Annotated in this window: 14 protein-coding genes and 1 rRNA gene; 10 read left to right on the forward strand and 5 right to left on the reverse strand. The window is 39.6% G+C overall.

Annotated elements, in window-relative coordinates:
* Positions 1 to 88: 88 nt before the first annotated feature.
* The 10 genes from QZZ23_RS11685 (at position 89) to QZZ23_RS11730 (ending at position 9,552) form a co-directional block, all read left to right on the forward strand.
* Positions 89 to 838, forward strand: coding sequence for an ABC transporter permease subunit (locus QZZ23_RS11685; RefSeq protein WP_292470321.1), 750 nt, complete (start codon positions 89 to 91; stop codon positions 836 to 838).
* Positions 838 to 1,764 carry an ABC transporter ATP-binding protein gene (locus QZZ23_RS11690; RefSeq protein ID WP_292470323.1) on the forward strand — a complete coding sequence of 309 codons (927 nt, stop codon included), beginning with the start codon at positions 838 to 840 and terminating at the stop codon, positions 1,762 to 1,764. Before QZZ23_RS11685 ends, QZZ23_RS11690 begins: the two co-directional genes overlap by 1 nt.
* A 504-nt stretch (positions 1,765 to 2,268) precedes the next feature.
* Complete coding sequence (locus tag QZZ23_RS11695) at positions 2,269 to 2,541, forward strand: hypothetical protein (RefSeq protein ID WP_292470324.1); 273 nt, start codon at positions 2,269 to 2,271, stop codon at positions 2,539 to 2,541.
* On the forward strand, positions 2,541 to 3,212 hold the full coding sequence (locus tag QZZ23_RS11700) for a hypothetical protein (protein ID WP_292470325.1): 672 nt from the start codon (positions 2,541 to 2,543) through the stop codon (positions 3,210 to 3,212). The genes QZZ23_RS11695 and QZZ23_RS11700 overlap by 1 nt, the downstream gene beginning before the upstream one ends.
* Before the next feature lie 32 nt (positions 3,213 to 3,244).
* Positions 3,245 to 4,129 (forward strand): methylenetetrahydrofolate reductase, encoded by an 885-nt coding sequence (locus QZZ23_RS11705; RefSeq protein WP_292470326.1) that lies wholly within the window; start codon positions 3,245 to 3,247, stop codon positions 4,127 to 4,129.
* The gene (thiC, locus tag QZZ23_RS11710) at positions 4,126 to 5,373 is read left to right on the forward strand and encodes a phosphomethylpyrimidine synthase ThiC (protein ID WP_292470327.1); all 1,248 of its coding nucleotides are present in this window, start codon (positions 4,126 to 4,128) and stop codon (positions 5,371 to 5,373) included. Before QZZ23_RS11705 ends, thiC begins: the two co-directional genes overlap by 4 nt.
* Before the next feature lie 2 nt (positions 5,374 to 5,375).
* Positions 5,376 to 6,152, forward strand: coding sequence for a coenzyme F420-0:L-glutamate ligase (gene cofE, locus QZZ23_RS11715; protein ID WP_292470329.1), 777 nt, complete (start codon positions 5,376 to 5,378; stop codon positions 6,150 to 6,152).
* A 535-nt stretch (positions 6,153 to 6,687) separates the two neighbouring features.
* The gene (locus tag QZZ23_RS11720; protein ID WP_292470330.1) at positions 6,688 to 7,782 is read left to right on the forward strand and encodes a glycine betaine/L-proline ABC transporter ATP-binding protein; all 1,095 of its coding nucleotides are present in this window, start codon (positions 6,688 to 6,690) and stop codon (positions 7,780 to 7,782) included.
* Complete coding sequence (locus QZZ23_RS11725; protein WP_292470331.1) at positions 7,769 to 8,602, forward strand: proline/glycine betaine ABC transporter permease; 834 nt, start codon at positions 7,769 to 7,771, stop codon at positions 8,600 to 8,602. The genes QZZ23_RS11720 and QZZ23_RS11725 overlap by 14 nt, the downstream gene beginning before the upstream one ends.
* Before the next feature lie 62 nt (positions 8,603 to 8,664).
* Entirely contained in the window at positions 8,665 to 9,552 is an 888-nt protein-coding gene (locus tag QZZ23_RS11730; protein WP_292470333.1) for a glycine betaine ABC transporter substrate-binding protein, read from the forward strand.
* A 31-nt stretch (positions 9,553 to 9,583) separates the two neighbouring features.
* Here QZZ23_RS11730 and QZZ23_RS11735 read toward each other — a convergent pair whose 3' ends face one another.
* From QZZ23_RS11735 to rrf, 5 genes are all read right to left on the reverse strand, one after another.
* A complete protein-coding gene (locus tag QZZ23_RS11735) occupies positions 9,584 to 11,017 on the reverse strand; it encodes a dihydrolipoyl dehydrogenase (protein ID WP_292470334.1) in 1,434 nt (477 codons plus the stop codon).
* Between the two features lie 420 nt (positions 11,018 to 11,437).
* Positions 11,438 to 11,620: a hypothetical protein gene (locus QZZ23_RS11740; protein WP_292470335.1), complete on the reverse strand. Its 183-nt coding sequence runs from the start codon at positions 11,618 to 11,620 to the stop codon at positions 11,438 to 11,440.
* A gap of 66 nt (positions 11,621 to 11,686) precedes the next feature.
* Positions 11,687 to 12,241 carry a UbiA family prenyltransferase gene (locus QZZ23_RS11745; protein ID WP_292470337.1) on the reverse strand — a complete coding sequence of 185 codons (555 nt, stop codon included), beginning with the start codon at positions 12,239 to 12,241 and terminating at the stop codon, positions 11,687 to 11,689.
* A 43-nt stretch (positions 12,242 to 12,284) separates the two neighbouring features.
* Positions 12,285 to 12,665 carry a hypothetical protein gene (locus tag QZZ23_RS11750; protein WP_292470338.1) on the reverse strand — a complete coding sequence of 127 codons (381 nt, stop codon included), beginning with the start codon at positions 12,663 to 12,665 and terminating at the stop codon, positions 12,285 to 12,287.
* A gap of 217 nt (positions 12,666 to 12,882) precedes the next feature.
* Positions 12,883 to 13,004: ribosomal RNA gene (gene rrf / locus QZZ23_RS11755) — 5S ribosomal RNA — on the reverse strand.
* Positions 13,005 to 13,120 lie beyond the last annotated feature (116 nt).

Raw genomic sequence — 13,120 nt, forward strand, 5'->3', positions numbered from 1 at the left:
GAGCTGCCAGTATAGTGTTACAAAGAAAGAATCAATGAGCGTAATTAAAAAATACCAATATACAGCTAAAACTTAGGAAAGGCACAAAATGAACATATCAAAAATAGGAATTGTTACCCTGGACGAGATGTTTAAAGGAGTAAAAAGCAAGCATGTGTGGTTTTTCAGTGGAGCATTGGCATTCATTTGTTTTCTGGCAATGCGCTATAGTCCATCACTGCCATTCTTGTTCTCAGATCCTTCAAGAATTCCGTATACCTATATTTCTTTCATGATAATATTGCTCTTAGGACCTTTTTTCATATTAATAACAGCATTTGACAGTATCAGTGGTGAAGTAGAAAAAGGAACAATAAGATATATAATTTCAAAAATAGACAGAGAATCATTTGTGCTGGCCAAGTTTTTATTTTCATTCCTGATATTCACATTCTTTGCTCTTGTTGTTGCCATCATGGGACAAATGTACAATTACCAGTCATTTAGCACCTTTGATCTGGAGAGAATGTTTCTTTTCTGGATATTCTCAAGCCTGTACATAGGTTGCTTCACCAGTCTTTTCATCTTTGTTTCAACTCTTTCAAAAAGCAGCAAGATGGCATTTACAATGTCTGCACTATTACTGGGAATAACTATATACTTCTCCGTGCAGGGAAGAACAGAGTATTTGAAATATATAACCCCTTATCACTACGGTTTTGCAGTTTCAGAAATTATGAAAAACACTTACGAGATAAGTGAGTATTCCACTGTAGTTCAGAACCTCTTATCAATGCTACTCTTTATAGTTGCTACTTTATCCATTGATGTATTCACATTTAAAAGGAGAGAACTATAATGACAACGGCAATCTCCACTAAGAACCTGTACAAAAAATACGAAGCAAGATATGTACTGAAAGATCTGTCCCTAAATGTGGAAAAGGGAAGCATATATGGCTTTTTGGGACAAAATGGTGCAGGAAAAACAACTACCATAAAAATACTGTCAGGACTTTCAATACCCGATGAAGGCCAGATAATTATTGAAAATATGGATATGCATATGGAAGCAGACAAAATTAAAAGTATAATAGGTCTCGTCCCACAAGACTCTGATTTTTACAATGAACGCACTGCCCTTAGCCAGATGAATTACTTTGCCAGACTGAAAGGTCTTAGCAAGAGTGAAGCAAAGGAACAATCAGAAATTCTGCTGGAACGTGTTGGTCTTGAAAATGAGATGACAAAAAAAGTGGGTTCTTTTTCCCATGGTATGAAAAAACGACTAAGCATTGCACAGGCCCTGCTAGATAATCCTAAGATCCTTATTCTGGATGAACCCACAAATGGTCTTGACCCTGTTGGAGTTAGGCAGGTCAAACAGATAATTCGCGAGTGTAATGATAATGGAATTACAATACTAGTCTCATCCCATAACCTTCTGGAATTGCAGGAGATCTGCACACACGTCGGAATCCTGAAGAGTGGCAGGCTCATCACTGAAGGTGCAATTGGAGACATAAGGCAGCTTGAGTCAAACGGAGTAATTACAGTTGGGATCTACAACATGTCCCCTGAAATAGTATCACTGGTAGAAAACATGGAATATGTTGTGGACACCAGATTAAAAGAGAAGAATATTCTGGAGATATATGTTAACTCTAAAACAGATGTAAAACCGGAGATCAACAAATTAATTGTAGACAATGGAGGACAGGTTTTCAAACTCATTGAGAATTCTCTTTCACTGGAAGATGCATATCTTAGTGCCACAGAAACATAAAGAAAAGGTGAAATAATGAACATCGACCAGTATTAGCCAGTACCGCCGTAGTATCATTTTTGTCATTATACCCCTTTTACCTTAAGAAGTACAAAAATCACAAATATAAAGGTTTGTGGGAAACGTTAGGAGAATTAAACCAAACACCTCAAAGAGCTATTCTCTACCCACTTGGATGGGTGATAGGTGGTTTACTTTATCTGTATCTGTTCAGTAACTGATAATTGGAATTAAAATGAGCATACAATTTCTTTGATTTTAAACACTATTTTACTTCAGATAAGTTTCATTTGCTCCAGACAAATGGAAGTTTTGGCTATAAAACATTAATAAGTTGATAAATATTTAGCACATATTCTCATATAAATATAGAGAGTAGTGTGAGAACCTAGTGTACCAAGAAATGCAAGGTCATGATGAACTCATATCAAATCCTGATATCATAACCAGGTTCATATCAAGAAAAATATCCATCATACGTATCGAATCTTATGGTGTGCCATAATGGTAGCTCTTTTAATGAATCTTACCTCTAACACCTATCATTCTATCCAGAGAAATATCCTGAACAACTATCCTACAGAAGCACTACTCCATTCTGTTCTGTCCGGTTCTATTTTGATAGTGTTCTTTTGCTCATTATTCATCAATATGGAAAGAAGGCTCAGTTTCCCTTCTATTTTAGAAGTGATCACAGGCACTGGAAAATATAAATTCTATGCATATAACCCCGAAGATTTTCAGATGATGATTAACAGAAATCTGCAGGAGAACTAATGACTCAGAGAAATCAAGCTTATTCACCAAAATCACAACCATCCTCACAAAGGATTAATGGGGACACCTCAGACGATATCATCGAAATGCGAGTTCCCATGAGCATGGTTGACTTTCAATTCATGGGTGCTTTTATAGCGACGATAATAGCTTTCATCATCATCTCTTTGATCGATCATCTATATCGAGGCATCTGGACATATCTCAGTGTTGTTCTGATATATGGTATGATGTTGACTGCATTCTATTTAATGTCACGTCATGAGATCTCACTTTATAATGGCTCGGTATTTGTTAAAAAACCGTTCTTCAGGGAAGTCAAAATATCTGCAGAAAGAATAAACGGAGAAGTCAGTTACAATAATAGCGTATACAAATACAGGAAATCATATTATTCAATAATGAGTTTCATAATACTGTTATTCACAATAATGTATCTGAGTGATAGCTATAGGATGATAGGATCATACGGAATATACAACTCAATAAATATCGCAATTTCAATCTTTCCTACTATACTGTTCACGATGCTTTTTTACAATGCACATCAAGCATCCCATTACCCAAAAGCTATCAAATTAGACATCAACCCCGGAGAGATTAAACTCTATCCAGAAAATGAACAGAAATACCTGCTCTTAAAAGAAAGACTTGATTGCCTGTTGCGATGATTTTAAAACCCAGACACACATATAATTCCCCGATGTTCCGAACCTTCAAAGACAAGCTCATATCAACAGATTTTCTAATCACAGCAGAGGTCAGCCCCCCGAAAGGAACCGACTTGAGAGGATCTCTTGCTGATGCTGAACTTCTCAGGGGCTGGGCTGACGCACTCAATGTTACCGACAACCAGAAGGCTATTATGCGTATGAGCCCGCTTGCAGTTAGCAAAGCACTGGTGGATGCAGGTCATGAAGTAATTATGCAGCTTACTTGCAGGGACAGGAACAGGCTTGCACTGCAATCCGACCTGCTCGGGGCATATGCAATGGGCATCAGGAACATCTGTGTGATGACAGGGGACCACACCACGAAGGGTGACCATCCACAGACAAAGCCGGTCTATGACCTGGACTCCGTGCAGCTTCTTGCAATCATTAAAAATATGCAGGAAGGCTGTGATCTTGCAGGGAACAAAATAGAAAATCCACCGGATTTTGTGGTGGGTGCTGTTACAAACACTGATTCTTCGAAAACCGCACAGATGATGAAGTTGCGGAAAAAAGCAAAATCAGGAATTGACTTCATTCAGACCCAGGCTGTTTATGATATAGGGCAGTTTGAAACTTTCATGGAATCCATCGGCGATATCAATGTTCCGATAATTGCCGGGGTCATACCGCTTAAATCCGCAAATATGGCACGTTTTATGAACCAGAATATCCCGGGAATCAATGTACCTGCTGAAATTATAGATAGGATCGAAAAGGCTGAGAAACCTATCGATGAAGGGATGTCCATATGTGCAGAAGCTATAGATGAAATAAATAAACTCTGCCGTGGAATCCACATAATGCCCATTGGGAAACACGATAATACAGCAAACATACTAAGAATGGCTGGCATCAGGAAGAACAACCAATGATAAAAACGCAAATTGACTATGCAAAGGATGGCACCCTCACACCAGAGATGCTTAAAGTTGCAAAAAAAGAAGGAATGGATGAAGAACTTGTCAGGGAGAGAGTTGCAAATGGCAGCCTTGTGATAATGACACGCAAGGGATGTCCGCCTATTGCCATTGGCAAAGGTGCCAGCACCAAGATCAATGTGAACCTCGGAACATCTTCAGCCGCAATTGACCCTGAATCCGAAATGGAAAAGGTGAAGAACGCGCAGAAATATGGTGCAGCGACCATTACCGATCTTTCCATGGGAGGAGATATCTCAGCCATCAGAAAGATGGTGTTTGGGAACACAGAGCTTCCTGTTACAACCGTTCCCATCTACCAGACGATTGTTGAGTGTGGAATGGACAATGTCACTTTTGATGACATCCTTTCATACCTCAAAAAACATGTTGAAGAGGGAGTCAGTTCAGTACTTATCCATTGTGTTGAAAGGAGAATGCTGGAAAATCTCAAAGGCTCCGGCAGAGTCATGGGTATGGTATCCAAAGGCGGCTCCTTTACCAGCAGCTTCATGCTTCTCAACGATTGTGAGAATCCATTCATAGAACATTTTGATGAGATAATGCAGATACTCCGGGAGAACGATGTTGTCCTTTCACTCGGTAATACCATGAGAAGCGGTTGTGTCCATGATCTGAAAGACAGTGCCCAGTTGATGGAGATAGAGACTAATGCCGCCCTTGCAAAAAGAGCAAATGATATGGGAGTGCAGGTTATCATAAACGGAATGGGAGGGCACATCCAGGCATCAGAGATACCGGATTCGGTCAGATTGTACAAAGAAAAAGCTGACTTCCCGTTATTTGTAGCAGGGCCTTTGCCAACCGATATTGCAGTCGGGTATGACCATATAGCAGGAGCTGTGGGTGCAAGCATGGCAAGTGGCGCAGGTGCTGATTATCTCTGTTACATAACTCCTGCAGAACATCTCTCACTTCCAAACCCTGAGCAGGTAAAAGAAGGACTTATCACTTTTAAGATAGCAGCCCACATCGGGGACTCCATGAAATATGGTTTAAGTGACAGTGATCTCATGCTTGCCAGAAAGAGAGCAACTTTCGACTGGAAAGGACAGGCAGAACTTGCCATTGATCCCGACAGGCCTGCACAGATGGGTCCTGAAGATGGGGGACCATGTTCCATGTGTGGAGATTATTGCGCAATAAAGATTATGAAAAGTTACCTGTTAGGAGAATAATGATGCAGGCAGATTTTCCATCCATGCAGATGTTCGGCATAAAAACCCCGCTAATAAGACCAGGAGACAATATTGCAGAGATCATAATTGCTTCCCTTGAAAAACAGGGAATGCAATTCCAGGATAATGACATTCTTATTATTGCCGAATCACCACTTGCAACATCCGAGAGACGCCTTGTTTGTCTTGCAGATGTAAATCCCGGGAAAAAAGCGAACAAACTGGCAGAAGAGTATCAGCTTGACGCCAGGGAAATGGAACTCATACTTCAGGAATGCGACGAGATTTTCGGGGGCGTTCCGGGAGCTGCACTTACCATCACAAAGGGAACACTAGCACCCAATGCCGGCATAGACGGTTCGAATGCACCGGAAGGTTATGTGGTCCTTCTCCCCGAGAATGCACAGGAAAGTGCAGGAAGGATACGCAGGGAAATAAAGGACCGCTGCAAATGCAAGATAGGAGTCATTGTTGGAGACAGCCGTACTCAACCCCTGAGACTTGGCTGTGTTGGTATTGCTCTTGGAACCTCAGGCATGGTACCTGTTGAAGATGCCAGAGGTACACTGGACCTTTTTGGAAAAGAAATGATAATTACCCGCAAAGCAATTGCTGACAATCTTGTATCGGCTGCCCAGCTGCTCATGGGAGAAGCCGGGGAAAGCGTGCCTGCTGTGCTTGTAAGAGGAGCACCAGTTCAGGTAGTTGAAGATGATATTGAGATGCCACTGTTTACCAGTGATGAGTGCATGTATTATAGCAATATAAGAAAAGCATAAACTTTTTTATTTTCTTTTTTTACAATTTACCAATCAAATTTCAGTTACTAAAAAGGCTTTTCAGATATCATGCTCAGTAGAAATTACCTTCTTTAGCTTATCAACAATATCTCCAATCTCCCCTAAATATGTAAAAAAATGGTTGATTTAGAATTAAAATCTCATCTTCATTTTTCAGATATAACTTGAAGCATAAGATACTTTACGTGGTACTTGCTTGTTATATATGGAAGAATTAAAGATTCTATGTAGGGTTCCTTTTTAAAAATAGGCTAAATAGATTCTATGTGAGTTTCTTTTTTAAAAATAGAACTTAATAGAGCCTTTTTTATCTACATTAAAACGATACATTAATATAGGGTGGTCCAATCAGAACTAAAGAAGATAGTTCAAGTAATCTTCTTAAAATTGAGGTCTTAAAATTAGTAGACAAAAGAAATTAGAAGTTCGCAATCTTATCAAGATTTTTGGTAAGAATCCTCAGAAAGCGATCTCTTTAATAGAAAAAGGAATTTCAAAACAGGAAATTTTTGAAATGACTAAACAGACCGTAGGTCTTTATAATGTGAGCTTTGACGTTTACGAAGGTGAGACTTTCGTACTCATGGGACTTTCTGGTTCAGGAAAATCAACTCTTTTACGCTGCCTAAACCGTCTTATCGACCCAAGTGACGGACATATCCTCATTGATGGTGATGACATTGCCACCATGGATAGTAAAGACCTAAGGGAAGCCAGAAGAACGAAAATGAGCATGGTGTTCCAGGGATTCGCACTTTTACCACACCGAACTGTCATTGATAACGTGGCTTTCGGACTTGAGATACAGGGGATCTCAAAGGATGAAAGGTATATCAAAGCTGAGGAAGCCATTTCCAAAGTAGGACTTAAAGGGTATGAATCGAGCAAAACGTCGCAATTGAGTGGAGGAATGCAGCAGAGAGTGGGACTTGCAAGAGCACTTGCAACTGACCCTGATATCCTGTTAATGGATGAAGCCTTCAGTGCGCTTGACCCTCTAATAAGGTCTGAGATGCAGGATGAATTGATCGCACTTCAGGACAAACTCAAAAAAACCATTGTTTTTGTATCTCACGACCTGGACGAAGCCCTGAAGCTGGGAGACCGTATCGCAATTATGAAGGACGGAGTTATCGCCCAGATAGGAACTGCAGAGGAAATACTCACAAACCCTGCGGATGATTACGTATCAGAATTCGTTGCCGGAGTAGACAGAACAAAAATACTCACAGCAGAAAATGTCATGAAGCGACCGGAACCGGTGGTATCTATCAATGCTGGGCTAAAAGTTGCAATGCAACTCATGAAAAAACATGGGATATCATCTATATTTGTAGTTGATCCTGAAAAAAAGATCAAAGGCATACTTCTCATTGATGATGCTGTTCAAGCTGTTAAGGATAAGAAAACGTTGCACGATGTATTGATAACAGACGTGCAGATAGTTGCACCTGACCTGCCGATTATGGATATAATCCCGATGATGACAGATAGCAATTTCCCGCTAGCTGTGGTGAATGATAGTCAGAAGATCATAGGAGTTATAGTCAGAGGTAGCATACTTGGTGCTCTGGCGATAAAGGAGGAGGATTCAAATGGCCTTACCTGAACTTCCAATTGGGGAAACTGTTGAATCAAGTGTTTACTGGCTGAATGATAATTTCGGTTTTTTGATGGATATCTTCAGTGAATTCATAGATATCCTCATATCCGGATTCAAGGATATATTATTATTCTTACCACCTATCGTATTCATTTTGATAATCAGTATCTTTGTTTATTTTGTTTCCAGAAAGAACCTTAAACTTGCAGTAGGAACCGCAATCGGATTTTTGCTAATAGATAATATGGACCTGTGGAAACTTTCCATGGAAACTCTGGCTCTTGTGCTATCGTCTGCCCTCGTTGCTTTATTAGTAGGCATTCCAACAGGTATCCTAACCGCAAAGAATGAAACTGCATTCCATATAGTTAAACCAATACTTGACTTCATGCAGACAATGCCTTCTTTTGTGTATCTTATTCCTGCAGTGATATTTTTCGGATTGGGTAATGTCCCCGGACTCGTTGCAACTATAGTATTTGCAATGCCACCAGCTATCCGCCTTACTAACCTTGGCATCCGACAGGTTCCTGTTGAGTTGAACGAGGTTGCAAATGCATTTGGTACAACATCGATGCAAAAGCTCGTCAAAGTGGAGCTGCCTGTTGCACTCCCAACGATTATGGCAGGTGTGAATCAGTGTATCATGCTCTCACTTTCAATGGTCGTCATTGCAGCTATGATTGGTGCAAGAGGACTTGGCTATCAGGTACTTGTAGGCATTCAAAGAGTGGATATCGGCCAGGGATTTGAGGCAGGTCTCGCAATTGTAATCATTGCAATCGTACTTGACAGGCTTACACAGGGCCTTACACCCAAAAAATAGGATCAATTGATATTTACAGACCTTCATGGTCTTTTTATAAATATATAAAGCGTTGTGATAAAATGAAAAGAGAAATAAAAATCCTTTCAGTACTCATAATGCTTGCCGTGCTTGTCATGGTAAGTGGATGTACTGACCAGGATACAACCGGAGATACCGGAACAGAAGAAGCTATTACAAAGGAAGCAACTATCGGCTATGTACTATGGGATGGCGAGATAGCCAGTACCAATGTCATGAAACTTGTCCTTGAAGAGGCAGGTTATGATGTGGAGATCATTTCTATGGATGCTGGTGCACTCTACCAGGGACTTGCAGACAGTCAGTTTGATTTTACAACTTCTGCATGGCTTCCACAAACCCAGAAAAATTACTGGGAAACATATGGAAATGACATTGACAGTGTTGCAGTGAACCTTGAAGACTGCCGCATTGGTCTGGTTGTTCCAACATACGTAACCATCGATTCAATCGATGAACTCAATGATAATAAGGAACAGTTCAATGGCGAAATCATAGGTATCGACCCTGGAGCTGGAATAATGTCAACAACAGAAACTGCAATCGAGAACTATAGTCTTGATTACGAACTTGTTGCAAGCAGCAGTGCTGGTATGGCAGCTGAACTTAAGAACTCAATAGCAGATGAAGAATGGGTCGTTGTTACACTCTGGTCACCCCACTGGGCATTCAACAGCTTTGACCTGAAATACCTTGAAGATCCAAATGGAATTTATGGCGAGGCAGATCATGTTGAGACTCTTGCAAGAGTAGGTCTTGCAGAAGATGACCCTGAACTCTATGGAATCATAAGCAGGTTCCAGTGGACCCATGATGACATTCAGTCTGTTATGACAGACCTTTCAGATGGTATGTCTGAAGAGGAAGCTGCCCAGAAATGGGTGGATGCAAATCCAGAAAAAGTAAGTGAATGGATTGGAGAGAACTAAAGTTCTCTCGCTTTTTTTCTTTTTTATTAAATTATTCTGCTTCTTCCAATCCATAAGCCTGCATTATCATATGATACTCATTGGCAGGTATCCTTGAATAGAATGCCCTTTTGATGACCTCGCTTAGTGATGGATGGATATCCATAGCATACATTATCGGATTGATGTCCTGGGTTTCAGTATACATTAAAGGGATTATCTGGTGGATAAGCACCGAAGCCTGCGGGCCTATTATGTGGGCCCCGAGAATCTTCTGGGCTTTGCTATCAAGGATAACTTTCACAAATTCATCACCTAAGGACATTGCAACTCCTTTTGCGGTTTCCTGGAAACGGTAAAAACCGATCACCAGATTCCCTTCTCCATATGTGTCAATGACTTGTTTCTCAGTCATTCCGACACTGGCTATTTCAGGATAGGAAAAAACAGCATGAGGAACCGCATGATAGTCAACCTTTACCTTCTTTTTCAGGGCGGCATTGTAATAGACAACTGATGATTCATGGTTTGCAACATGCTTGAAAAGGTATTTTCCATTTGCATCACCAAAGGCCCACACATTTTCCATGGAAGTTTCAAGGTGTTCATTGACCTTTATCCAGCCATGTTTATCAGTTTCAATCCCTCCAAGTTCAGGTTTTAGTATGTCAGTGTTAGGACTTCTGCCAGTGGCAACCAGTATATCAGAAGCTATGACTTCTTTTTCCTCGCCGGTCTGACGATGTTTTGCAATCACCGTTTTACCTTCGGATGAGGATCTTACTTCCACAACCTCATAATCGGTCAGAATTTCCATGTACTCTGACATCATCTTCTTTGCAAGGGTAGATACTTCCGGTTCCTCTTCCGGAATGAACTGGGCATTTCTGCCGATAACAGTAACCTTTGAACCCATGGCCGAGAAGAAATGTCCGTATTCGGCTGCAATGTAACCTCCGCCGATTATAGCAAGGCTGGATGGAAGTTCGGTCAATTCAAGCACTTCATCGCTTGTAAGAAAATCAATCTCATTCAATCCTTTTACAGGTGGGATCGCAGGCTTTGAACCTGTACACAGAAATATCATTTTTGCACTGATAGTCTCCTCACCAACTTTCATGGTATAGGGAGAAACAAATTCAGCCACTTCATTGTAGAAATCCATTCTGTGAATATGAGTGTAACTATGCCTGATACCTTCAATGTCTTCTGATATTGAAGTACGCATCCTGTCCATTACTGCTTTAAAATCAACACTTTCGATTGATGCTTTTATGCCGAAATCGCCTGCTTTGCCAATATCCCTTACAAGCTCTGCAGGGTAGAGGAGCATCTTTGATGGAATGCAGCCTCTTGTAAGGCAGATTCCTCCTGGTTCATCCTTATCAATAAGAGCAACTTTCATTTCAGTATTGGCGTCCATCATTGCACTGACATAATTCATCCCAGAGCCTGTACCTATTACAATAAGATCATATTCTTTCATCTGATTCCCCACAGTATAATAATCCTAGGACTATTGGTTGTTAATCCGTATAATCATTTCCGACAGTTGTTGAGAGTATTCAGTTGACAGGAGTAGAATGAGGAGCGACCAACGGAGAAAAGAAAAAGGAAAATGCCCAAATATCAGACAAGCCTGATACAAGGATGAGTGAATCTATTGAGATAACAACATCAAAAAAAGTAAAATGAGGCCTATGAAACCTCATTTACTGAACAAGAGAGAAACATTTTATTTAGATATCTTATGCTATATAGGTGCTTTTGATTATATTATTCAACCAATACTACAAAGATAAAGCATATTTGGATGAAATCAAAAATTGGACTAAAAATCGGACTTATACTAACCCTTTTATGATGACTACAAAAGGTAACCCAAGAGGTATGCAAGTGAACCAAACTACATAATATTGATTGTCCTTGCTCTTAATCTGAGAGTATTATTTTTCGATATGTCCTTTAGAAGAGATTTTGATATAACAATATAGAGCACCACAGGAACCATGATCAGCGCCAGAAATAGAAGGTCGTGGTAAAGGAGAGAATCTATATTTACAAAATAAGGAAGTGGATCAAGTATCATAATTGATGTATACAGAATAACAGAAATAAATGCAGCAAACTTTGGAGATGTCCTTAACGGAAGGGATTATATACCAGATTGCCTGTCACCCTCCATATCCCTTATGTCAATCATAATCTCAAAAGCCAGCCCAACAATGAAACCCATAATCGCATAGTACAAAATCAACGGCTCTAGAACAGAATCGGATATCAGTGTCCTAACAAGAATTATGGCAAAGAAACTATAAGCAATTATGATATTTTTAGTGAGTAAGAATTTTTTAAAGTAATAACTATAGGCACAAAAGAGAATAGCATTAAAAATAAGGAACGAAGAAACAATTTGATTTAGTCTCATGGATACTACAACACAAAGAATAAGACTGGCTACACCTGCATACAAAGCTGTTTTTCTCTCAATGGTTCCCTGTACAATTGATCGATCAGTCCTGCTATTCGCTCTGTCGATCTCATGATCAAAATAGTCATTTACAGCGAAAGAACCCATGCCAAGGAAAAGAACGGAGATGAATGCTATAACATATTCTAAAATAAATCCTGAGATATCAGATGATAAAATCCCTGCTAAGAATATAGTAAGAGAACCAAATAAAGCATTGTCAAATCTGACCAGATGCAATAAACCCTTATAGAAAACAATCGATTCATGCTAACAAGCGTGTTCAATCCGAAATATCTGCCAGTTTTTTAGATACCAATAACATCAACTCTTCAAGTGTTCCAAGATAATTAATCTCATCGGAAGTTATCAGAAGTTCAATCTTACCATTGTATTCAATGTAAGCACATGGAAATGAAACATTGTCAAGATTATATTTTTTGAAAAAAACATCCTTGTGGAGAAATTCTACCGGGTATTTCTGTCCTGAAATATATTGCTTCCAGTTATTTTTCATGCCCATGTTACCGTATGTAAGGCCACACAGATTGCAACCATATGTAGATGGCGAAACGATTTTATGGACGTAATCTTCAATTGAATTAAAAATTCCACTATCAGCATTATAAACAAAAATAACTTTTTTCCCCAGATAAACACCCATGTCATATGGAAGCTTTTATCCTACTTTAGAGTTACTTTTGTATCAGTATTGATAGAGATGAAAACATAGCTAATAGAATACATCGTTATAAGCATGCATAATCCGAATAAAACAACAGTATTAATTATACCAGAAAACGGACAAATATCAGAATAGCAAATAGATTAGTTAGTGATAATCAATTAGAAAAATAGTATTTTTAGTTAGTTTATGAGTGAGTTAGCAGCGATCCAGAGTTCCCGAAGACTCTCGTACTTCAGTACAGTAAGGAACGCTGGCAGGCTTATCTTCTGTGTTCGGTATGGGTACAGGAATCTCCCTGCCGCTATGGCCGCTAAACTCTCCCAAGATAAATCATAAGCGATGAAACAAAAACCCGGATTCGAACCGGAATATATTGAAAAGTTATTAGTAATTTAATGAGTGAGTTGGCAGCGATCCAGAGTTCCCGAAGA

Origin of the sequence: Methanolobus sp. (assembly GCF_016278385.1) — an archaeon.
GTDB lineage: Archaea > Halobacteriota > Methanosarcinia > Methanosarcinales > Methanosarcinaceae > Methanolobus.

Bases quoted from the DNA above. Each gene is read 5' to 3' on its own strand.
- QZZ23_RS11685 (WP_292470321.1), top strand. From the start codon at position 89: ATGAACATATCAAAAATAGGAATTGTTACCCTGGACGAGATGTTTAAA.
- QZZ23_RS11690 (WP_292470323.1), top strand. From the start codon at position 838: ATGACAACGGCAATCTCCACTAAGAACCTGTACAAAAAATACGAAGCA.
- QZZ23_RS11695 (WP_292470324.1), top strand. From the start codon at position 2,269: ATGGTAGCTCTTTTAATGAATCTTACCTCTAACACCTATCATTCTATC.
- QZZ23_RS11700 (WP_292470325.1), top strand. From the start codon at position 2,541: ATGACTCAGAGAAATCAAGCTTATTCACCAAAATCACAACCATCCTCA.
- QZZ23_RS11705 (WP_292470326.1), top strand. From the start codon at position 3,245: ATGTTCCGAACCTTCAAAGACAAGCTCATATCAACAGATTTTCTAATC.
- thiC (WP_292470327.1), top strand. From the start codon at position 4,126: ATGATAAAAACGCAAATTGACTATGCAAAGGATGGCACCCTCACACCA.
- cofE (WP_292470329.1), top strand. From the start codon at position 5,376: ATGCAGGCAGATTTTCCATCCATGCAGATGTTCGGCATAAAAACCCCG.
- QZZ23_RS11720 (WP_292470330.1), top strand. From the start codon at position 6,688: ATGACTAAACAGACCGTAGGTCTTTATAATGTGAGCTTTGACGTTTAC.
- QZZ23_RS11725 (WP_292470331.1), top strand. From the start codon at position 7,769: ATGGCCTTACCTGAACTTCCAATTGGGGAAACTGTTGAATCAAGTGTT.
- QZZ23_RS11730 (WP_292470333.1), top strand. From the start codon at position 8,665: ATGAAAAGAGAAATAAAAATCCTTTCAGTACTCATAATGCTTGCCGTG.
- QZZ23_RS11735 (WP_292470334.1), bottom strand. From the start codon at position 11,017: ATGAAAGAATATGATCTTATTGTAATAGGTACAGGCTCTGGGATGAAT.
- QZZ23_RS11740 (WP_292470335.1), bottom strand. From the start codon at position 11,620: ATGATACTTGATCCACTTCCTTATTTTGTAAATATAGATTCTCTCCTT.
- QZZ23_RS11750 (WP_292470338.1), bottom strand. From the start codon at position 12,665: ATGGGTGTTTATCTGGGGAAAAAAGTTATTTTTGTTTATAATGCTGAT.